General features: G+C 60.3%; 17 protein-coding genes. 12 read left to right on the forward strand and 5 right to left on the reverse strand.

Features of this window, described 5'->3' with window-relative positions; translation table 11 throughout:
• Positions 1 to 82 precede the first annotated feature (82 nt).
• The 3 genes from tkt to fba are packed head-to-tail and all read left to right on the forward strand — an operon-like array spanning position 83 to position 4,165.
• Positions 83 to 2,110 carry a transketolase gene (gene tkt / locus R1W00_RS14840; protein WP_317263546.1) on the forward strand — a complete coding sequence of 676 codons (2,028 nt, stop codon included), beginning with the start codon at positions 83 to 85 and terminating at the stop codon, positions 2,108 to 2,110.
• A 3-nt stretch (positions 2,111 to 2,113) separates the two neighbouring features.
• Positions 2,114 to 3,121, forward strand: coding sequence for a class 1 fructose-bisphosphatase (locus R1W00_RS14845; protein WP_317263547.1), 1,008 nt, complete (start codon positions 2,114 to 2,116; stop codon positions 3,119 to 3,121).
• A 9-nt stretch (positions 3,122 to 3,130) separates the two neighbouring features.
• Positions 3,131 to 4,165 (forward strand): class II fructose-bisphosphate aldolase, encoded by a 1,035-nt coding sequence (gene fba, locus R1W00_RS14850; protein ID WP_317263548.1) that lies wholly within the window; start codon positions 3,131 to 3,133, stop codon positions 4,163 to 4,165.
• A gap of 2 nt (positions 4,166 to 4,167) precedes the next feature.
• Here the strand turns inward: fba and R1W00_RS14855 are convergent, their stop codons facing one another.
• The 4 genes from R1W00_RS14855 to R1W00_RS14870 form a co-directional block, all read right to left on the reverse strand.
• The gene (locus R1W00_RS14855; RefSeq protein WP_317263549.1) at positions 4,168 to 5,124 is read right to left on the reverse strand and encodes a sugar-binding transcriptional regulator; all 957 of its coding nucleotides are present in this window, start codon (positions 5,122 to 5,124) and stop codon (positions 4,168 to 4,170) included.
• A 200-nt stretch (positions 5,125 to 5,324) separates the two neighbouring features.
• A complete protein-coding gene (locus tag R1W00_RS14860; protein ID WP_317263550.1) occupies positions 5,325 to 6,257 on the reverse strand; it encodes a sugar phosphate isomerase/epimerase family protein in 933 nt (310 codons plus the stop codon).
• Between the two features lies 1 nt (position 6,258).
• On the reverse strand, positions 6,259 to 7,770 hold the full coding sequence (locus tag R1W00_RS14865) for a glycerol-3-phosphate dehydrogenase (protein ID WP_317263551.1): 1,512 nt from the start codon (positions 7,768 to 7,770) through the stop codon (positions 6,259 to 6,261).
• Positions 7,767 to 9,377, reverse strand: coding sequence for an FGGY-family carbohydrate kinase (locus R1W00_RS14870; protein ID WP_317263552.1), 1,611 nt, complete (start codon positions 9,375 to 9,377; stop codon positions 7,767 to 7,769). Before R1W00_RS14870 ends, R1W00_RS14865 begins: the two co-directional genes overlap by 4 nt.
• Before the next feature lie 463 nt (positions 9,378 to 9,840).
• On the opposite strand from R1W00_RS14870, the gene R1W00_RS14875 reads away from it, so the two are divergent.
• From R1W00_RS14875 to R1W00_RS14890, 4 genes are all read left to right on the forward strand, one after another.
• Positions 9,841 to 10,497 carry a DUF2291 domain-containing protein gene (locus R1W00_RS14875; RefSeq protein ID WP_317263553.1) on the forward strand — a complete coding sequence of 219 codons (657 nt, stop codon included), beginning with the start codon at positions 9,841 to 9,843 and terminating at the stop codon, positions 10,495 to 10,497.
• Positions 10,494 to 12,047: a sugar ABC transporter ATP-binding protein gene (locus tag R1W00_RS14880; RefSeq protein ID WP_317263554.1), complete on the forward strand. Its 1,554-nt coding sequence runs from the start codon at positions 10,494 to 10,496 to the stop codon at positions 12,045 to 12,047. The genes R1W00_RS14875 and R1W00_RS14880 overlap by 4 nt, the downstream gene beginning before the upstream one ends.
• 18 nt (positions 12,048 to 12,065) lie before the next feature.
• The gene (locus R1W00_RS14885; protein ID WP_317263555.1) at positions 12,066 to 13,103 is read left to right on the forward strand and encodes an ABC transporter permease; all 1,038 of its coding nucleotides are present in this window, start codon (positions 12,066 to 12,068) and stop codon (positions 13,101 to 13,103) included.
• A 100-nt stretch (positions 13,104 to 13,203) separates the two neighbouring features.
• A complete protein-coding gene (locus R1W00_RS14890) occupies positions 13,204 to 14,175 on the forward strand; it encodes a D-ribose ABC transporter substrate-binding protein (protein WP_317263556.1) in 972 nt (323 codons plus the stop codon).
• Between the two features lie 970 nt (positions 14,176 to 15,145).
• On the opposite strand, the gene R1W00_RS14895 is transcribed toward R1W00_RS14890, so the two are convergent.
• On the reverse strand, positions 15,146 to 16,162 hold the full coding sequence (locus tag R1W00_RS14895) for a GntR family transcriptional regulator (protein WP_317263557.1): 1,017 nt from the start codon (positions 16,160 to 16,162) through the stop codon (positions 15,146 to 15,148).
• A gap of 293 nt (positions 16,163 to 16,455) precedes the next feature.
• On the opposite strand from R1W00_RS14895, the gene R1W00_RS14900 reads away from it, so the two are divergent.
• The 5 genes from R1W00_RS14900 to R1W00_RS14920 are packed head-to-tail and all read left to right on the forward strand — an operon-like array spanning position 16,456 to position 20,741.
• The gene (locus tag R1W00_RS14900; protein ID WP_317263558.1) at positions 16,456 to 17,478 is read left to right on the forward strand and encodes an ABC transporter ATP-binding protein; all 1,023 of its coding nucleotides are present in this window, start codon (positions 16,456 to 16,458) and stop codon (positions 17,476 to 17,478) included.
• Positions 17,478 to 18,389 carry an ABC transporter permease gene (locus R1W00_RS14905; RefSeq protein WP_317263559.1) on the forward strand — a complete coding sequence of 304 codons (912 nt, stop codon included), beginning with the start codon at positions 17,478 to 17,480 and terminating at the stop codon, positions 18,387 to 18,389. The genes R1W00_RS14900 and R1W00_RS14905 overlap by 1 nt, the downstream gene beginning before the upstream one ends.
• 3 nt (positions 18,390 to 18,392) lie before the next feature.
• Positions 18,393 to 19,235 (forward strand): ABC transporter permease, encoded by an 843-nt coding sequence (locus tag R1W00_RS14910; RefSeq protein ID WP_317263560.1) that lies wholly within the window; start codon positions 18,393 to 18,395, stop codon positions 19,233 to 19,235.
• Complete coding sequence (locus tag R1W00_RS14915) at positions 19,235 to 19,963, forward strand: glucose 1-dehydrogenase (RefSeq protein ID WP_317263561.1); 729 nt, start codon at positions 19,235 to 19,237, stop codon at positions 19,961 to 19,963. The genes R1W00_RS14910 and R1W00_RS14915 overlap by 1 nt, the downstream gene beginning before the upstream one ends.
• A gap of 25 nt (positions 19,964 to 19,988) precedes the next feature.
• Positions 19,989 to 20,741, forward strand: coding sequence for an SDR family NAD(P)-dependent oxidoreductase (locus R1W00_RS14920; protein WP_317263562.1), 753 nt, complete (start codon positions 19,989 to 19,991; stop codon positions 20,739 to 20,741).
• Positions 20,742 to 20,788 lie beyond the last annotated feature (47 nt).

The following is a 20,788-nucleotide window of genomic DNA, read 5'->3' on the forward strand; positions in this document are numbered from 1 at the left end:
CGTCAATAATGTTAAATTGAGATTTTATGTTGTGACAATTCAGGCCTCCCGTTATCACTACCGCAAACTGGAGGAGGACAGAATGACCATCGATTCGAGTGTTTCACTGATTTCTCAGGCTCGTGCCCGCGATCCGCAGGGCTTTGATCTGGCCAACTGTATACGTGCGCTGTCGATTGATGCGGTCGAGGCGGCCAACTCGGGCCACCCGGGGGCCCCCATGGGCATGGCTGATGCCGCAGTCGCGCTGTTTCGAGACCACCTGAAATTCGACGCCTCCAACCCCGATTGGGCCGACCGCGACCGTGTGGTGCTGTCCAATGGCCATGCCTCGATGCTGCTCTATGCGCTGCTTCACCTGACGGGCTATCAGGACATGACGCTTGATCAAATCCGCAACTTCCGCCAACTCGGCGCAAAGACGGCGGGTCACCCCGAATTCGGCCATGCGAAGGGCATCGAGACGACCACGGGGCCACTGGGCCAGGGCATTGCCACGGCGGTCGGCATGGCCATGGCCGAACGGGCACTGGCCGCCGAATTCGGCAACGATCTGGTCGATCACAACACCTATGTGTTCCTTGGCGACGGATGTCTGCAGGAAGGGATCGGGCAAGAGGCGATTTCGCTGGCGGGCCACCTTGGCCTCGGCAAGTTGATCGTTCTCTATGATGATAACCAGATCACCATCGACGGGCCGACGTCTGTGTCCTTCTCCGAAGATGTCCCTGCGCGCCTTCAGGCCTGTGGCTGGCACGTGATTAGCTGTGACGGTCACGACATTTCCGCCGTGTCAGAGGCAATTGCACAGGGCAAGGCAGAAACCGACAAGCCCACGCTGATCGCCATGAAGACCACCATCGGTTTTGGCTCGCCGAACAAGGCAGGCAAATCGTCCTCTCACGGCTCTCCCCTCGGTACCGAAGAGGCCGCGGCAACGAAGGCCGCTCTGGGCTGGACGCATGCGCCGTTTGAGATTCCGGCTGACCTCGCTTTGCAGTGGCATGAGATCGGGGCGCGCGGGGCAGAGGTCCGTGCCGCTTGGGAAGGTCGTTTGGCCGTGTCCGACCAGAAAGCCGAGTTCGAGCGCCGGATGAGCGGCGATCTCCCCGAGGGCTATGAAAAGGCTGTTGAGGCTGCCCGCGCCGCACTTTTTGCCGAGCCGCAGAAAGTCGCCACCCGTAAGGCCAGCCAGATGGCGCTTGAGGCACTGGCCCCTGCCCTGCCCGAGTTGATCGGTGGTTCCGCAGACCTGACGGGGTCGAACCTGACCCGCGTGCCAGCCGTGGACAGCCAGTTCTCGGCCCGGAGTGGCGGGCGGTATGTCGGCTATGGCGTGCGTGAGTTCGGCATGGCGGCCGCGATGAACGGGATGAACACGCATGGGGGGCTAAAGCCCTATGGCGGCACCTTCCTCGTGTTCTCCGATTATGCCCGCAACGCGATCCGCCTGTCGGCACTCATGGGGGTCGGCACGATCTATGTGATGACCCACGATTCCATTGGCCTTGGCGAGGACGGCCCGACACACCAGCCTGTCGAGCATCTGGCCTCGCTTCGGGCTATTCCGAACCTCTACACCTTCCGCCCCGCCGATACGGTCGAAACGCTGGAATGCTGGGACATTGCGATCCGCGCCTCTAACACGCCCTCCTTGCTGGCGCTCTCGCGCCAAGGCGTGCAGCAACTGCGCCTTGAAGAGACCGGCGAGAACCTGTCGGCCAAGGGCGCCTATGTGATCCGTCGCTTTGGCGAGACCCGCGATGTGACTCTCTTGTCCACGGGCACCGAAGTGAGCCTGTGTATCGAGGCCGCCGAGGCACTGGCGGCAGAGGGTCTTGGCGTCGCCGTTGTCTCTATGCCTTCGTGGGAATTGTTCGAGACGCAATCGGCCGCGTATCGCGCCGATGTTCTCGGCACTGCGCCACGCATCGCGGTCGAGGCGGCCGGAAAATTCGGCTGGACCCGCTATGTCGATAGCGAAGCCGATGTGATCGGCATGGATGGTTTCGGCGCGTCGGGTCCGGCCGAGCAGCTTTATGAAACCTTCGGGATCACACGGGACGCCATCGTGGCCAAAGCGCGTGATGCCGTTCGGGGGCAGGACTGAACTATGGGCCAGTTTGCCATGCCCCTCAAAAGCGATGGTGCGATGACCGCGCCGTCGCTTGCGGGCTACCTTGACGGGGCTGTGGCGCGGGGCGAAGTCGATCAAGAATTGGCCGATTTGATCACCGTGTTTGCGGTGGGCTCGATCCCGATTGCTGCGCGTCTGGCGCAAGGCCATCTGACGGGCGACCCCACGGCCAAAATCGGCGAGAACACCTCGGGCGATGTGCAAAAGGCGCTCGATTGGGGCGCGCATGAGCACTACCTCGCCGCCTTTGAAAATGCCTCGGTCGCGCATGTGCTGTCCGAGGAAGAAGAGGGCGTCCTGACCTTGGACCCTGCTGCGCTCTATGACGTGGCGATGGACCCGATCGACGGATCGGGCAGCATTGGTATCGGGGCGCCTCTCGGCGCACTCTTCGGGGTCTTTCCCAAAAGCGGCAGTTTCCTGCGCCAAGGGACAGAGATGATCGCGGCGGCCTACGTGTCGTTCGGCCATAGCCTAGACTTTGGCTTCAGTTTCGGCAGTGGTGTCGTGATCGCGACCTATGATGCGGCAACTGGGCAGTTCTACGTCGAAGATGAAGGCGTGACGCTCAAGCCTCAGACAAGCACCATCGCCTTCAATGCCTCCAACACGCGGCGCTGGTCGCAGGGGCTGCAAACCTATGTGGCCGACCTGTTGGCAGGCAAGGACGGGCCGCGGGCGCGTGATTTCAACATGCGTTGGATCGCCGCCGCGGTGGGTGATTTGCACCGCATCCTGCGCCGCGGCGGGGTGTTCATGTACCCAGCCGACCCGCGCCCCGGCTATCAGGACGGTTTTTTACGGCTCGCATACGAAGCCTTTCCGATTGCCTACCTCATCGAGCAGGCGGGGGGACGCGCCAGCACCGGCAAGACCCCGATCCTACAGCTGACCCCCAGCGAGAACCATTCCCGCGTGCCGCTGTTCTTTGGCAGTTGTGACGAGATGAAGACGCTCGAAACCTACCTGAATTCAGACGACTAGGAGACCCCTATGGCTAGAATTACCCTTCGCCAGTTACTCGATCATGCTGCTGAAAACGACTACGCCGTACCCGCGTTCAACATGTCCAACATGGAGCAGGGTCTTGCCATTATGGCGGCCGCGGACGAGACCGGATCGCCCGTGATCTTGCAAGCCAGCCGCGGTGCGCGGGCCTATGCCAACGACATCGTTCTGGCGAAACTGATCGACGCGTTGGCCGAAATCTATCCGCATATCCCGCTGTGTATGCACCTCGATCACGGCAATAACCTCGCTACCTGCGTGACCGCCGTACAGCATGGGTTTACCTCTGTGATGATGGACGGCTCTCTCAAAGAGGATGGCAGCACCCCCGCCGATTTCGCCTATAACGCGGGGATCACCCGCAAAGTGGTCGAGATGGCGCATGCGGCGGGTGTCTCGGTCGAGGGCGAACTCGGTGTGCTCGGCTCGCTAGAGACAGGCATGGGCGATCAGGAGGACGGCCACGGCGCGACCGAGAAACTGTCCCAAGAACAACTGCTGACCGACCCCGAAGAGGCTGAACGCTTTGTGGCCGAGACGGGTGTGGACGCGCTTGCCGTAGCTATGGGCACCAGCCACGGCGCCTATAAATTCACCCGTCAGCCCGACGGTGACGTTCTTGCGATGGATGTGATCGAAGCGATCCACCAGCGCCTGCCAAATACTCACCTTGTGATGCATGGCTCATCCTCCGTGCCGCAGGACCTGTGCGCGCTGATCAACGCGTTCGGGGGCGAGATCAAACCGACGTGGGGTGTGCCGCTTGAGGAAATTCAGCGCGGCATCCGCCACGGGGTGCGCAAGGTGAACATCGACACCGACCTGCGTCTGGCTGCCACCTCTGCTATTCGCAAGACGCTGATCAATGACCCGTCCGAATTCGATCCGCGCAAATACCTCAAACCCGCAATGGCAAGCATGCAGGATCAATGCCGGATCAAGTTTGAGGCCTTCGGCACCGCCGGACAGGCGGAAAAGATCCGCGTCAAATCCCTCGCCGCGATGGCGGCCGGATACTGACGTTACAACGCAAGCAAAGCGCGGGCGGTTCGCTCATCGGTGATCAGACCGGAGAGCCGCCCGCTGCACAAAACCGCGCTGATCGCATCGACTTTGGACGGACCGCCAGCAAGCGCGATGACGCGGCTTTCGCTGGCCGCATCAAGTGACACGGCCAGCGTGCGTGCCGTCAGGGTCGTCTCGATCGGGGTTCCGTCCTTGTCAAAGAAGTGGCCCAGCATTTCGCCCTTTGCCCCTGCTTTGCTGATCTGCGCAATTTCGTCTGGTTCGATCATGCCCGAGGTCACAAGTTGGGTTTCCGTTTCAACGCTGCCTATTCCGACGATCTTGAGCGGTGCGGCTTCGGCCATGTCAAAGATCTCAGCCACGCCGCGCTGTGACAAAAGCACCTCGCGGTCATCGGCGGTATTGGCAAAGAACGGCACGGGCATGACATAGGCCTGTGCGCCCGTCTTTTCGGCCAGCAAGTGCATCACGTCATGGGGGTTCGCGGCGAAATTTCGGGTCAGCCCACCAAGCAGCGAGACAAAGCGCAGCCCCTTGGTCGTCATGCTCGGCATGGTGCGCACCGCCTCTGCAAGCGTCCGCCCGTGGCCGATGCCGATGGTCAGTTGATCGTCGGACTCAAGCCATTGCTGGATACGGGCGGCCCCTGCAAGCGCGAGCGTGCGCAGGGGTAGTCCTTCTTCTTCGAGATCAGGGGCGACGTTGCAGGTCTCCAACCCGAACCGTTCGGAGAGCTGGTCCTCAAGCTCGATACACTCGACGATATCGCCCTCGATGCTAACCTTGACCGCGCCTTCGGCGACGACTTTCTGGATCAGGCGGTGGGCTTTGACCGACGGGACGCCAAGACGTTTGGCCACTTCGGTTTGACGCAAGCCGCCGACGTAATAGAGCCACGCGGCGCGGATCGCCATAGAGTGTTCGTCATCTTGATGTGCGCGGTCGCGGGCCATTCATGTTCTCATTATTTCTAGTCGGCTGCGATACTTAATCAGTTTTGAGCGTCCGAACACAATAGTTTTGGAGTGTAGGTTTCCGTTCAACTTCAGAATGAAATTGGCACGGGTTTAACGTGGTCAACTCTGTCGGGACGTGCGTTTTTATTTTCACAAGTATCCAGTCATATTTGATAGTCGCGGGCCAGTCCGGGGCGTCAGATGTTCAAATCCTCCGCGCCGCTGTCGATATGCGGCGCCCAGAACGCAACGCTTTCTGCGATCTGTGCGATCACTTGACGATCATTGGGTTCGCGCTCCTTAAAGCTGAGTTCGAGGCAGATTTCGTTGTCCACGGCCCCACCTTCGGCAAAGGCCGCGAGCAAGGGGGCGGGTTGAATCGCGCCTTTGGCGTTGAACTCGGCGGTGAAGGGGCGGTGGCCGGATTTGTCCATCATCGATTGTTTGATGTGGATGATCGGACTGACGGGCGGAACGGCCCGCGCCCAAGCATAGGGATCTGTGTCGTCGGGGTTGGTGGAGGTCACATCGCCGTGGTCGATGTCGGCCATCATCCACATCGGGATCGCCATATCTGCGGCGGTGAGACGGTCTTGCAACGCCATGCTGGCCGCAATCGTCTCGCCGAATTCACGGCCCACGCTCATCGGCTCCCAGAACACATAGTCCAGCCCTGCTGCCTTGGCGTGCTCGGCGACCTCGGCCCAGCAGTCGATCGCGATCTGGATCAGCTCTTCGCGGCGGGCGTCATCGTCGAAATCCTTGTAGGTGAAGATCGCGAACTGGGTGCCGACCGATTTTGCTCCGAGATCCCCGACAATATCGGCAAAGGTTTTGAACCAGTCCACGTAATAACGCCGCACATCCGCATCGGGATGACCGAAGTGGTTCAGCCGCCCATAGGGTCCCGTCATCCCCGAGGTCACGCGCGCGCCCGTACGGTCCAGCGCGCGGTCCATCTCGCGGGTGAGGCGGCGGATCAGCGGGGCAGGCCAGCTTGGGTTGATGAACTCGTGTGTCAGCTGGATGTCGCGGATACGGATATCGCGAGCGATTGCGTCGATCAGGTCATCGGGCTCTGCAAAACGGTTGACCAGCGGATTGGTGTTGAGTGAGAGGGAGAGCGCCATCCTATGCCGCCTCCGCCAGAGTTGCCTCGAACCACGCCGTGAAGGCGGCGATTTCGGCCTCCGTCATCACAAGACGGTTTTTGGTGCGCCGCCAGATCACATCCTCTGCGGTTTGCGCCCACTCGTTTTCCACCAGATAACGCACCTCGGCCTCATAGAGGAACCCGCCGAAATGCTGGCCGAGGCCGCTTAGATCCTTGGCCCCGCCCACGACCTGTGACGTCAAAGTGCCATAGCGCCGACCGTAATATTCCCGCAATTCGCGGCCCATCCACGGAAGCTGCGCCTTGAGCGTATCGCGGAACTGATCATAGTCGGCATTCGCCATATCCCCACCGGGGAGCGGGGCTTGCTCCGTCCAATCGCCACCCATCTGCGGGAAGAATTTGTCTAGGCGGTGGATGCCACGCTCGGCCAATTCGCGGTAGGTGGTAATTTTGCCGCCGAAGATATTGAGCAGCGGCGCGCCACCCGTTTCATCTAGATCGAACACATAGTCGCGGGTTACCGCCGAGGGGTTTCCCTGACCGTCGTCAAAGAGGGGCCGCACGCCCGAAAACGTCTCCAGCACGTCCTCGCGGCGCAGCTTTTCCTTGAAGTAGCGGTTCACGGCGCCGAGTAAATAATCGACCTCGCTGTCGTCGCAGGTCACATCCTCGGCGCGCCCGTCATAGGAGATATCCGTGGTGCCGATCAGCGCCTTGTCGCCCTCGTAGGCGTTGATGAAGATCACGCGTTTGTCGTCGTTTTGCACCAGATAGCTGTGCGGACCGTCCCAGAATTTCTTGGTGATAATGTGCGAGCCTTTGACCAAACGCACGTTGCGGGCGGAATTGGCACCCGCCACACGGGTCAGCACATCCGTCACCCACGGGCCTGCGGCATTCACAAGCACCTTGGCGGTAAACTCCCGCGTCTCGTCCGTCAGCGTATTCTTGGTCGTTACATGCCACTGTCCGTCTTGGCGGCGCGCCGAGACGGCGGGTGAGCGGGTTAGAACGAGTGCGCCCTTTTGTGCGGCATCCACGGCGTTGAGCACCACAAGGCGGGCGTCATCAACCCAACAGTCCGAATACTCGAACCCGCGTTTGTATTGATCCATGATCGGCGCACCCTCTGGATCGCGGCGCAGGTTAAGCGTGCGCGTACCAGGCAGTTTCTTGCGCCCGCCGAGGTGGTCATAGAGGAACAAGCCGAGACGGACGAGCCACGCGGGGCGGTCCTGCGGGCTGTGCGGCAGCACAAAGCGCAGCGGCCAGATGATATGCGGCGCGGCGTTCATCAGCACCTCGCGCTCGATCAGCGCCTCCCGCACCAGACGGAATTCGTAATATTCGAGATAGCGCAGCCCGCCATGGACCAGCTTTCCCGAGCGCGACGAGGTGCCTTCGGCCAGATCGTCCTTTTCACACAGGGCAACAGACAGTCCGCGCCCCGCCGCATCACGCGCAAAGCCCGCCCCGTTGATGCCGCCGCCGATAACAAAAAGGTCGACGTGTTCGGGTGTATTCATTTCTTTACTTCCTTGAACGCGGAGCCGCTGTCGCGGCTGTTTGCATCTGGGCCACTTCGGTGGGCGGCCAACTCGTGCCAGACAGGCACAAGGGCGCGGCGCGAAGACTGATAGGTTTGAAACAGCGAGCCATAGCTGCGCACGAGGCCTGCGTCGGGCACCTCGGCCTCACCCAAAAGCGGGGTCACCCATGTGGCGACACAGTCCTCCATGGTCCGGTAGGCGCCGATGGCGACGGCGGCCATCATCGCGGCGCCCGCCGCTCCCGCCTCCTCACGGAAGGACACGCGCACGGGGGTATCCAGTGCACCTGCGAGCACCGAGCGCAGAGCAGAGGACCGAGCGGCCCCGCCCGTCAAACGCAACTCCGATGGCATCGCGCCCATAGCGGCATAGCAATCGCGGGCCGCCATCCCGAGGCCTTCGATCACCGCGCGCAGGATGTCGGCAAAGCGGTGTTGTGACGTCATGCCGATGAAGCCCGCGCGGGCCGTTGCATCCACAAAGGGGCCGCGCTCACCCGCGTCCGAGATATAGGGGTGATAGATCAGTTGCCCGACCTCAGAGGCGGCCATCCAACCGTCGATCCGCGCCACAAGCTCGGCGTGGGAAACGGTCGTACCGAACTCTGCAAGCAGATCAGCGGCCATGGCCAAAACCCAGTCGAGGTTCAGGGTCGCGGCCATGTTGGTCTGGACCTGCGTCACCATATTGTCCGCGGGCAGGCAGATCACATACCCGGTGCCTTCGTCGTTCAACACCACCTGATCCGAGGTCACGGCCCGCATGTGAACACCGGTTGAGCCAACGGTGGAGCATGCCGCGCCCGCATCGCCCGTATGGACGCCTGCGCCGAGGGCCGTCATCACCATATCGACATAGCCGAGTGAGACCGGCGTGCCTGCAAGCAGACCCGTTTGAGCGGCGGCCTCGTGTGACAGCGGATGGGTGACCTCGGTCCCGTCCACAATGTCGGGCAGTAGGGAACGGCGGTGTGCCAGTCCAAGCGCATCAATGACAGCTTCACTGTACTGACGTGTGCGGAAATCGCCGAAGGTAAAGGACGCTTCTGACGGGTCGGTCGCCCGTTCTCCGGTCAGCTTGAAATAGAGCCAGTCCTTGCAATGAAGGGCGGTCGCGGCGCCATTCAGAATCTCGGGATGATGCCGATCCATATGCGCCAGTTGCGCCCCCTGCTGGCAAGTGTTGAGCCCCGTTCCCGTCCGCTCAAACCGCGCGCGATCGTCAGGGGTGCCTGACAGCCGCGCCACTGTGGGCGCAGCACGCGCGTCCAGCCAAAGCCAGGCGTCGGTGACCGGATCGCCCTTGCCATCGATCAGCCACGTCCCATCACCCTGAGCCGTCACGGACAGCGCGGCACAACGCGCGGCCAGCCCATCGACCTTATCCCCGAGCGCCCGAAGAGCGGTTGCGCAATCGTCCCATGTACGCCCCAAGGGCTGGGTCGCCCCGCCATCGGAATGAGACGTATAGGCATTGCGCACGGCAGCACTGGCGAGTTGGCGGCCTGAAAAATCGAATGCGACGGCTTTGATAACGGAGGTCCCCGCATCAATCCCCACAATAATGTCGCGCGAAACTCCCACGACGTTCCTCCTCCAATTCTTCGCCCTGCGCGTGGCGGGCGGCACCCCTCCTCAAGGGCGTATTTGCAAGCAGCACGTGAGTCTCCTCACTCGCTTGCCCTTTCAAAGGTTCTAGCAGAAAAAAATCACAGTGTCTGATTTTTTTTACAGACACGGCAATTTTTTTCACCTAAGGTCATTCCAGACGCTGAGGCAGTCGGGACACCCGATTTGCGGACAGCGCACTGAAAACGCACAGATTTTCGGAGGAGAATCGGAGCGTGGGTTTTCAGATGAGGGGAGGAGACGTTGCACGCTCGCTTACGCGGTGCTGCGAAATGTCTGCCAACATATTTGTCGCTCCAGCGCTTTGCGCGGGGCGAAATCAGTACTGTTCCTCGCGGCTCACTGCCGCGCGGAGCGACCGGTCCTTTGCGCCATGAAGATGCTTCATGGGCGGGACGGCGGAGAATGGGAAAGCGCAATGACGACGGGTAGTTCGATGAAAGCAGTCAAGCAGACACGGTCCAAGGCAAAATGGATTCTACCCCTTTGTGCGGCAGTCGTGATCGGTGCGATGGCGCTCGACACCAAGGTCGTGCGCATCGGCTCCCAAGAGGATCTTCGCCAGCAAGCATTCAATCCCGACCGTTTCGGGACCGAAACCTTTCCACGTGTGCGCGACTATGTTGTGGGAAAGGCGCCCGAAGCCCCCGCGCTATATGAGGCACTAGTCGCCGACAAGGACGCCGCCATTGCCGAATTCGGCACCAAAGCGGGCATTGGTGCCGTCATGCCCGTTACTTTCACTGGAGTACTTGGTGAGGCGAAGGGGGGTATCTTCAACGTCAGCATCGACGGCCTGCCCGACAACGTCCGCGTGCGCCTGCAATCTGGCCCCGCGATCAACGGCACGGACCTGCGCGATGTGACAGGCGATATCGCGTTCGGCGCATTCAAAAACCAGATCGAGTATCAGGACGCGGGCTCGGGCATCAACCGCGCCATGTCGGCCGAGGTGCTTGCGGGTCTCGACCGCGACGCCCTGACGGGCAAAACGGTGACGGTGACGGGGGCCTTTACCCTGATCAACCCGCGCAATTGGCTGGTGACACCCGTGGCATTCGAGGTGACGCAATGAAGTCGCCCATCCACGAAGAAACGCCGACCGAGACCCCGGATATTGCCGAGGTCGTTCTGGCCGCGCGCCATGTGACCAAATCCTTCGGCCCTGTGCGGGCGCTCAAGGGCGTGAACTTTGACGTCCACCGCGGTCACGTGACGACCCTGTTCGGGGAAAACGGTGCGGGCAAATCCACGCTGATGAAGATCCTGTCGGGCGTGCAAAAACCGACCACGGGGGAGATCATTCTCGACGGTCAGCCCGTCGAACTGGGCAGCACGACCGAGGCGCAGGAACTTGGCATCTGCATCATTCACCAAGAGCTGTCTCTGGCCCCGAACCTGACGGTGCGCGACAATATCTTTATGGGCCGCGAAATCCGTGGGCGCTTTGGCGTCGACTACGCCGAAGAAGAGCGTCAGGTCCGCAAGCTGATGGAGGATCTGGAAGAGGACATCGACCCGCTCGCCAAGGTCGAAGACCTGCGTTTGGGTCAGCAACAGATCGTCGAGATCGCTCGCGCTCTGTCTGTCGATGCCCGCATCCTGATCATGGATGAGCCGACCTCTGCGCTCTCTGCCGCCGAGGTTGAGGTCCTGTTCAAAGTCATTCACGACCTCAAGGCGAAAGGCGTGTCCATCGTCTATATTTCGCACCACCTCGAAGAGGCGCTGACGATTACCGATCATGCGGTTGTTCTGCGGGATGGCACGATGACCGCCTATGCGCCGCGCGCAGAAATCGATCTGGAATGGATCGTGCGCAATATGGTCGGTGAGAATTTCGATCTCGGCAGCCCCCCCGACGGCTACGAGTTTGGCGCGCCTGCCCTGTCGGTCAAAGGGCTATCGGTGCCCTCGCACACAGACGGCGAGTTGGCCGTAGACGCGATGGACCTCGATGTGAAAGCAGGCGAGATCGTTTGTATCTACGGGCTGATGGGGGCAGGACGCACCGAATTGCTCGAATGCGCTGCGGGACGGATCAAGCCGATGGCAGGATCGGTAGAGCTGCACGGGCAGGATGTGTCCAAGCTCTCGATCTCCGACCGGATCCAGTCGGGTCTGGTACTGGTGCCTGAGGACCGTCAACGCGACGGTCTGGTCCAGACGATGACCGTGGGACGCAATCTATCGCTTGCCTCGATCCAGAACTTTACCCGCGGGCTGTTCACTTCGCGCAAGGAAGAGGCGGTGATCGTCGAGGACTCGATCCGCGATGTGACCGTCAAAACCGACGGCCCCGGGGCGATGATCGGCTCGCTGTCGGGCGGCAACCAGCAAAAGGTCGTCATCGGCAAGATGCTGGTCACGGACCCCTCGGTGATCATGCTCGACGAGCCGTCCCGCGGGATCGACATCGGGGCCAAAGCCGAGGTGTTCCGCATTCTGGCCGAGCGCGCCCGCGAGGGTCTGGCGGTCGTCTACACCACATCCGAAGTCAGTGAATGTCTGTCGATTGCCCACCGCATCATCGTGATGCGGCGCGGAAAGATCTCTGCGGAGTTCTCACACGACACAACAAAAGAAGCGATCATGGCCGCCTCGGGCGAGTCACTGGTCCATTAACGCAGGGAAACAGAGACCATGTCGGCCACCAGTACAAACGGCACTGTCAAAGCCAAGCAATCGAACTCCTTCAGTCTTATCAAAGTCCTTCTCGAGGGTCGGGCGTTCTTTGCCCTGATCGCTATCATCCTCGCGTTCTCGTCCATGTCGCCGAACTATGCCTCGGTCGGCAACTTCCTGATTATGGCCAACCACGTGGCAATCTTTGGCCTTTTGGCCATCGGGATGCTGCTGGTCATCCTCAACGGCGGGATTGACCTGTCGGTCGGCTCGGTGCTTGGCCTGTCTGGCGTGTTCGCGGGATGGTTGATGCAAGGCGTCGAGGTCGGCAACGTCATCGTCTACCCGCCCGTCTGGGCCGTGGTTGTGCTGACGCTTTGCGTGGGGGCGACTGTGGGTGCGGTGAACGGCATTCTGGTCGCCGTATTCAAGGTGCCCGCCTTTGTTGCCACCCTCGGCTCGCTCTATGTCGCACGTGGCATTGGCCTGTTGATGACCAACGGCCTGACCTACAACAACCTGTCGGGCGATCCATCGCTCGGGAACACCGGCTTTGACTGGCTCGGCTTCAACCGCATCGCCTCTGTGCCGATCGGGGTCATCATCTTTGCCGTGATCGCCGTGGCCACCGCGCTGCTGCTCACCCGCTCTGCCTTCGGCCGCTGGCTCTATGCCTCTGGTGGCAACGAGCGCGCCGCGCAATTGTCGGGCGTTCCGGTGAAACGCGTGCAGGTCATCGTCTATATGCTGTCGGGTGTCTGTGCCTCGGTCGCAGGTCTCGTGCTCAGCTCGCAGCTCACCTCCGCTGGTCCGACAGCAGGCACCACCTATGAGCTGACCGCCATTGCGGCCGTCGTCATCGGCGGCGCGGCATTGACGGGTGGTCGCGGCACGGTTCTCGGCACGGTCCTTGGCGCATTCGTCATCGGCTTTCTGTCCGACGGCCTCGTGATCATCGGCGTCTCGGCCTACTGGCAGACCGTCTTTACCGGTGCGGTCATCGTTCTCGCCGTGCTGCTGAACTCGATCCAATACGGCGGCACCCGCCGTAGCTGACCCCCATCCACGACATTCACTTTCCATTCGGGGCAGAGGAGGCCCCGGAGGTGAAAAACCGCCCGTAAACGGGCAACCAATCCAAAAGGGAGACTACCACATGTTGAAATTCACCAAACGCGCGTTCCTTGCCGGCGTTGCAACCCTTCCGCTCATGGCGAGCACCGCTTGGGCCGATGGTCTGATCTCGATCATCATCAACGATCCTGCTAACCCCTATTGGTTCACGGAAGGTGAAGTGGCAAAAGCGACCGCCGAGGAACTGGGCTATGACGCAAACGTTGCGGCGCACAAAGGTGACACCAACGCCGAAAGCACCCTGATCGACACCGCGATCACCAACAAGGCGGCCGCGATCATCCTGGACCCCGCGAACGCAGACGGCTCCATCGGTGCAGTGCGCAAGGCGATTGACGCGGGCATCCCCGTCTTCCTCGTCAACGCGGAAATCAACGAACCCGGATTGGCCATCGCGCAGCTGGTATCCAACAACGCTCAAGGCGCGGCTATGGGCGCGATCCAGTGGCTTGATTACGTGAGCGCCTCGGACCGCTATGCAGACTCCGATGCGGCCAACTACGTCGAATTCTTCGGCAACCCCTCCGACAACAACGCGGCCACCCGCTCCAACGGCTATGAAACCGTGATCTCGCAATACCCCGAGATGACCAAGCTGGCCGAAGAAGTGGCCAACTGGGACCGTACCCAAGGCTACACCAAGATGCAGTCCATCATCCAAGCCAACGACGACATCGACGCAGTGATCGCAGGCAATGATGAAATGGCTCTAGGCGCAATTGCAGCCCTCAAGGAAGCAGGCAAGCTGGACGGCGTGGTCGTCGGCGGTTTCGACGGCTCCCCCGATGCGGTGGATGCGGTCAAAGCAGGCGAACTGGCCTACACCGTATTGCAGCCCGTGGCGGTGTTCTCCGAAGCAGCCGTGCGCCAAGCCGACTATTACATCAAAAACGGAACGCCGATGGTCGCAGACGAAAAGCAGCTTTTCGACTGCTTGCTGATCACGGCAGAAAACGCAGCCAACTACACGGCGCCCTTCGTTCTGTCCGAGTAATCAAGACACCTTCCCGGAGAGAGGCGTCCAATCGGGCGCCTCTTTTTGTTTGGCTCGACGGCTTGGGAAATACATGGCTGCAGCTTGCAAGCGCGACACGCATCCCATGGGGGCGTACCGCGACTTGCACTTGGCGTGGTGCTTCTAGTCGCAGTCAGACCCGACACACATTGGCCTATAGAGTCACGGTATGCCCTGTGTCCGACCTCTGCCCTGAATACGGGCACACCCATTCACCAACGCTTTCAGAGAGAGGCCGATCAGATCAACGCAACATGTGGTCTAAATACATTCTCCCCGAACTTCAGTTCGTTGAGGTTTGAGAGTTCTCCAGCAAACATGTTGATCGCCCGCAAGTCAGAGTAAGTGTTTCCAGCACCACTCTCGCGAGAGGTATCTGACGCCTGCAGCCTAAAACCTGGCAGTCTCAACCTGCTTTTGGAGGGCCTGCGGGAATAACGGGAGATTGGCCCGGCAATGCCTGATGGCCTCAAAGAGGAAATGGCTAAGTTTGTCGTATCTTCCGATATGGTTGCTGCCACTCTTCAGGATGAAACGGAAGCGCTCGCAGTTGGAACAGTCGGTGGGCTTGAGATCAAGGTCTCAAGCCATATCCGCCTATGTACTTACGTCCGAGCCAAGGTCGCCCTCTCTACTACCAGTACCGCGCCATTCGGACCTGGGCCGCCAACACGCTCGGGATGGCTTATGGGTTCGAAGATCAGTGCATGGATGTCTTTCGGGAGGTCTGTCCGATGTTATGCGATTGGACCGGCAGCACTCAGAACCGGTTCCCCTCAAAACTACAGCCACCGCCCCCAACCAACGCGGCGATCATGCGAAACTCTGAGCCTCAGGGGCGGCGAGCGGCCATTCGCTCAGCGGCTATTTCCAAAGTGCTCTCGGGCGCTCGGCCTCCAGTCGCGAGACATGTGGGTGTCAAGATTGATCAGAGGACCCAAAGGCCGCATCAGGTGAACTGCAGATAGGACGGGAAATCTTGCGGCGGGGGTAGGATAGAGGTGATCTTGAGCTGTGCGATCGTTCTGTCGCGGGCCTTTTGCAGATGCATTGTCAGCATGCTTTCGGCCGCGGTGATAGACCCTGCGAGCGCCAGTTCAATGACCTGACCCAATTCGAGGATGGACTGGGTGTCGGCGGGCAGACCAAGGGAAAAGAACGCGGCCTGACAGGCCTCTAGCGCCAGCCTGTTGTTTTTCGCGTAATTCGCAAGATCTTCGTTCGGCGTGGTCAGGACGACCATTTCGAAGAACCGCTTGTCCAGAGAAGACCACTGCGCAGGGGTCGGGGCGCTTTGCATCGACAGGGCACGAATCTCATCGGCCAGTTCGCGCAGCTCTTCGGTCGGAAGGTTCGCCGAAGATAGGGCGGCGACCTCTAAGATGCCGCGCAACTCGTACTTGTCTTTGATCTTTTTCGACGTCAGCGGCTCGACGATCCAACGCGACGTGCGGCTTTTTTGGATGAGGCCCCGTTCCTGTAGGCGGCCCAGCACATCGCGGACGATTGTGCGCGAGACGCCATATTCCTCGGCCATCTGCGCCTCGAAAATACGGTAGCCACCGAACACGGGACAGCGCGCAACGTAATAGGCGACGTCATCATAGACCCGTAGCCAGCTTGGCTTTCCTGCGCTGCCATCGAGGGTGGTCAGGTCCAGTTCGATCTGGCGAAGGTCTTCGCGTTTGGGAAGGATTTGCTCTGTTGACGTCGGTTCAGCAACCACAAATCCCCGACCCGAAAACCGCTTAACCCCGCCTTCTTCCTCAATATTTTCTAGGGCACGCTTGACGGTTGCACGCGACATGTCGAGCCGTTCGGACAGGGCGCTCTCCTGCAAGACGAGACCCGGATAGAGAAAACCCTTGGCGATGTTGTCGCGAATAAGCTCTGCGGCCAATTCGAACAGAGGCGCACGCTTGTCACTGTCGTCGCTGCTGCGGGGCGCGGCTTCTGAAACGGTCATTCTGGCCTCATCTCGAAAAACTTCTGTCGACAATAAGTCGCTGCTTGGGCGGTTGGAAGCAATTTGTTTTTGAATACAGAAAATCAATAAATCCGCAGGCCCGACTCACATCGCCCACTTTTCAGGCAAGTTTCATCACGCCCTCTCCATATTTTTGGCAGCTTGAGGACTTTTAGCTCGCGCATCGGTTGTTAAAAATGACTTTTGTGATGCAAAAGTCATTTTTTGCTTTGCCGAGCCGGATAAAATGATGTTTGTATCAAGAAAATCGAAAATGACGCGAGGGATGCTCAGTGCTCACACTCAATCAGGTAAGTCGCCGATATGGCGGATCGACCGCCTTGGATGGCGTCGATTTCGTTGTTCCGGAAAACACCTACATGTCCCTGCTCGGCGCCTCAGGGTCGGGCAAGACAACCTTGTTGCGTCTCATCGCAGGCTTTGAAGAGCCTGACCAAGGCACAATCAGTTTCAATGGTGAGAGGATCGACGGACAACCGTCACACCTGCGCGACATCGGGTTTGTGTTTCAGAACTTTGCTCTGTTTCCTCATCTGACAGTGTCAGAGAACGTCGCCTTTGGCCTACGGCACCGTGCGCACGCGCCTGTGACCAATGAGACCGAAATCAAGGATCGCACCGAAGCAGCGTTGGAACTGGTTGGCCTGAGTGGCTTTGGGCACCGCGGTGTTAGTGCAATCTCTGGCGGCCAGCGCCAGCGCGTCGCCCTCGCAAGAACGCTGGTCTGTGAACCGAAAATCGTTTTGCTGGATGAGCCGCTCGGCGCGCTTGACGCCAACCTGCGCTCGCGGATGTGCGATGAGCTCAAGGCGATCCGCGAACGGCTCGGCGTCAGCTTTTTGCATGTCACAGGCTCGGAGACAGAGGCCCTTACTATGGGCGACAAGGTCTCTGTCCTCGCGAATGGGCGGATTATGCAGTCTGACACGCCCGACAATCTGTTCAGCCATCCCGTCAATGCCGAGTCCGCACGCCACCTCAATGCGTGGAACATTCTGGACGCCGAGCTTTTTGATCGCGATGCCGCGCGCGGGCTGATTGCCGTGCGCTTTGACCAGATTGACGTCAGCCCCACGGGGACCGTGCCCGCGGACCGCCCCTCACTGAGCGCGACCTACCTCACGGGTGAATTCAACGGCCCTACCGCTTTGTCCTTCTTTCGCGCCTCTGACGGGACCCTCCTGCAGGTGGTCGACCACCTGAGCCAGCCACGCCTTCCCGAACTGGTCGAAGGCCAAACCTATGACCTCCATTTCGCAGCCGACGCCCTGCGCCAATTCCACGGAGCCGCCTGATGACTGCCCTATCGACGGAAACACCGTCCGCCCCGTCCCTCTCTCCCGCCGAACTTCGTGAGAAAAAGGATCGCCGCCGTGCAATCACCCTTTTGACGCCTGGTCTGGTGTGGATGGGGCTGTTCATGGTCCTGCCGATGGCCATGGTCATCTATGTGTCCTTCTGGACACAAACCACATTCTCTGTGAACTCGACGCTAACCACGGCAAGCTGGGAACGGTTCCTGAGTTCCTCGACCTACCTCGGGGCGATCTGGACGACCTTGCGGATCTGGCTGATCGTTCTCGTTGCGACGATCGTCGTCGGCTATCCGGTGGCCCTGTTCATCGGGCTATTTGTGCGGAACAAGACGCTTCAAACAGCCCTCCTCGTTGCTTGTGTGATCCCGTTCTGGACCTCGTTCCTGATCCGCGTGATCGCGTGGCGTCCGATGCTCGGCACCGAGGGTGCGGTCAACATGATCCTGATGAAGCTGGGGATCATCTCCGAACCGTTGACCTTCTTGCTGTTCTCCGAGTTCTCGGTCCTCGTTGGGATGACCCAGATCTATTGCGTTTTCATGGTCGGGCCGATCACGTTCATGCTGGGGCGTATCGACATCTCTGTCCTTGAGGCTGCACGCGATCTCGGGGCGTCCTTCGGCACGATTTTCCGCCGTATCATCCTGCCACTCTCGCTGCCGGGGGTCATGGTCGGATCGATCTTCGTCTCGGTCATGGTGCTTGGCGAGTTTGCCACAGCCGCCTCCCTGTCGGGCCGTAAAACGAACCTTCTGGGCAACATCATCGTAAGCCAGGTCGGATCCCTCAAATGGGCCTTCGCCGCCGTGGCAGGCGTTGTTCTTACCATCATCATCACCGCCGTGATCGCACTTGCCCTGCGTCTCGTCGATCTGCGAAAGGAAATGTGAGCCATGGAATCCCGTATCCTGCGCCCGACTCTTGCCGCCTACACCGCGATCTTTCTCCTGTTTCTCTATGGTCCGATGATCGTGCTCGCGATCCTGTCGTTCCAGAGCATAGACGGAGGCCCCCAATTCCCGATCCGCGACTGGTCGATCTACTGGTATGAGCACCTGCTCGGACTGGCCGAGACCTCCCGCGTGTCTCAGCTTCCTGTCGGGGATAGCCTTGTCCGTTCCATCGTCTTGGCCTTCATGACCACTGTGGTCTCCACCACTCTGGGTGTGATGAGCGCCGAAGCCTTCCGCACGCGTTTCAAGGGGTCTGGGCCTGCCTTCTACCTGATCATTCTCGGGATGATGGTGCCCGGTGTGCTCGTCGGTCTTGGCATGGCGCTATTGTCCAACACCCTCGGCATTGCGCGGGCGTGGTGGGGGACGTCCTTTGTGCTGCACGTGGTGTATACCTATCCCTTCGCCTTCCTCGTCATGCTCGCAATCTTCAACCGCTTTGATCGCACGGTAGAGGAAGCCTCGCTCTCCCTCGGTGTCAGCCCAGCGCAGACATTCCGCCGCGTGACGTTCCCGATCATCTTCCCCGGTGTGCTGTCTGCGATGCTGTTCTCCTTCACGCTCAGCTATGACGAATTCGCGCGCACGCTGTTTACCGCTGGCCGTGATTTGACCCTGCCGTTGGCGATCTACGGAACATTCTCGGTCGAAATCTACCCCAACATCTTTGCCTTCGGTGTTCTGACCACCCTGTTCAGCTTCACGCTGCTCGTCATCTACGGCCTGTTGATGAAGCGTTTCACCGCCAAGGCCTCCCGCTACACCGGTCAGGAGGACGCATAATGATCGCGCTTGTCACAGGAGCCGGAAGCGGCATCGGCGCCGCCATTGCCCAGCGTCTCGCCGCCGACGGACATACGGTTGCGGTGAACGATCTCTCGCTAGAGGCGGCCAAAGCAACGGTCGCGGACATCCACGCGGCTGGTGGCACTGCTGGTGCTTATGCCGCAGATGTCAGTGATGAGGCTGCCGTCAACGAGATGGTCAAATTGATCACCCAAGATTTCGGCGCGCCCGAGATCCTCGTCAACAATGCGGGCTTTGGCCATCAGGCGCTCTTTACCGATATCGAGCCTGCGATGTTCGACAAGATTTTCGCGGTCCACGTGCGCGGCAATTACCTGTGCACCCGCGCGTGCCTGCCAGCGATGCTCGAAAAAGGGCAAGGGCATGTGGTCAATATCGCCTCTCAGCTTGGCCAGATCGGCGGTGTGGAACTTGTCCACTATGCAGGCGCCAAGGCCGCGATCATCGGCATGACCAAGTCGTTGGCCCGCGAGGTCTCTGCCAAGGGTGTGCGCGTCAATGCAGTGGCACCTGGACCGATCAACACGCCGCTTGTCGAGGCGCTCTCGGAAGAATGGAAAACCGCGAAACGGGCGGAGTTGCCGCTCGGTCGGTTCGGCGATCCCGCAGAAGTCGGGGGCGTTGTCTCCTTCCTCGTGTCCGACGATGCGGGCCTATTTGTGGGTCAAACGCTCGGGCCGAACTCCGGCGACGTGATGCTCTAAGCAACAGAAAATGGGACTAAATCAGATGGATAAGCGTATCGTTCTTATCACCGGCGCAGGTATCGGTATCGGCCGCGCGTCGGCCTTGGAATTCGCGGCACAGGGCGACCATGTGATCGTCACCGATGTGCTCGAAGACAAGGGCCAAGACGTCGTCACCGAAATCAATGCCGCGGGCGGCTCCGCCGAATTCCACGCGCTCGACGTAACCTCGACCGAGGCTGCCGACGCGCTGGTGGCCGACTTGAATGACCGCTTTGGCGGCATAGACGTAATCGTCGCCAATGCGGGGATCGCCCTGCGTGTGCCGATGTCGGAAATGACCGACGAGACGTGGCACAAAACATTGGACGTCGACCTTTATGGCATGTTGCGGGTGATCCGCCCCGCGCTGCCTGCGATGAAAGAGGGCGCGTCGATCATCTGCCTCTCGTCGATTATGGGCACGAACTACGGCTGGGACGAACACGTCCATTACTCCACAGCCAAGTCGGGTGTAATCGGCCTTATTCGCGGTCTGGCTGTCGAATTTGCCGACAAAGGCATTCGCGTCAACGGCGTTGCCCCCGGCTACATCCGCACCGCGCAATTGCTCAATCCGGGTCACAGCCTTGGCCCCGACGCGGCCGATATCGCCTCACCCTACATTCCGATGAAGCGTCTGGGCGAGCCTGCCGAGATTGCGAACGTCATCAAGTTTCTCGCCTCCTCTGATGCCTCTTACCTGACGGGTCAAGTCATCACCGTGGACGGGGGGCTGACCCCCGGTCGCTACTGAGGGCGCCAACGAGGGGCGGCGAACGCCCCCAACTCTCACCATCAACT

This window comes from Rhodovulum sp. FJ3 (assembly GCF_032918305.1).
In the GTDB taxonomy this organism is placed as follows: domain Bacteria; phylum Pseudomonadota; class Alphaproteobacteria; order Rhodobacterales; family Rhodobacteraceae; genus SAT37.